2 tRNA genes and 2 rRNA genes are annotated in these 798 nt (G+C 48.2%); all 4 read left to right on the top strand.

The annotated features are described in order from the left end of the window. Positions 1-203 (top strand): 16S ribosomal RNA (locus KO539_RS29835); the annotation flags it as partial. Between the two features lie 81 nt (positions 204-284). Continuing rightward, positions 285-361: transfer RNA gene (locus tag KO539_RS29830), tRNA-Ile, on the top strand. 25 nt (positions 362-386) lie between these two features. Continuing rightward, a tRNA-Ala gene (locus tag KO539_RS29825) sits at positions 387-462 on the top strand. Positions 463-704: 242 nt separating this feature from the next. Continuing rightward, a 23S ribosomal RNA gene (locus tag KO539_RS29820) occupies positions 705-798 on the top strand; the annotation flags it as partial.

The raw sequence follows: 798 nt of genomic DNA, 5'->3' as shown, positions 1-798 counted from the left end.
ATCGCTAGTAATCGCGGATCAGCATGTCGCGGTGAATACGTTCCCGGGTCTTGTACACACCGCCCGTCACACCATGGGAGCGGGTTTTACCAGAAGTAGGTAGCTTAACCGTAAGGAGGGCGCTTACCACGGTAGGATTCGTGACTGGGGTGAAGTCGTAACAAGGTAGCCGTATCGGAAGGTGCGGCTGGATCACCTCCTTTCTAGAGTTTGCACGAATCAGGTAACTGGTTCACGCATCAAATGTTCACACTTATCGGCTGTTAATATAAAGAACAGCATTTGGGGCTGTAGCTCAGCTGGTTAGAGCACCGTGTTGATAACGCGGGGGTCGTTGGTTCGAGTCCAACCAGCCCTACCAGTTTCTGTAGTCTGGAAATACCCTAGGGGGATTAGCTCAGCTGGGAGAGCACCTGCTTTGCAAGCAGGGGGTCGTCGGTTCGATCCCGTCATCCTCCACCAAAAGTTCAAACGTAAATCAGTGCAGATAGTGCACCGGGATTTAGGTTTGGTCTTTTCGAGATCAAGTGCTGTATGTTCTTTAACAATCTGGAAGAAGTAAAGATTATTTATTGATCGGTTTGCCGTAAAAAGCAAATCGATGGGTAATGATTGTATGTATCAACAAACAAGCAACAACGTTGTACTTTCTTATCCCTGTAGCGCTCTTTTCGTTTGAAAGAATGAAGAGGCTAACGTTATAGGGACAAGCGAATAAGTGCACATGGTGGATGCCTTGGCGATTACAGGCGATGAAGGACGTAGTAGCTTGCGATAAGCTGCGGGGAGTGAGCAAAC

Source organism: Janthinobacterium sp. NKUCC06_STL (assembly GCF_019345455.1).
GTDB classification, from domain to species: Bacteria; Pseudomonadota; Gammaproteobacteria; order Burkholderiales; family Burkholderiaceae_D; genus Janthinobacterium; species Janthinobacterium rivuli.
Note: the sequence above shows the minus strand (reverse complement) of the source record. Positions and strands in the feature narration are given on the sequence as shown.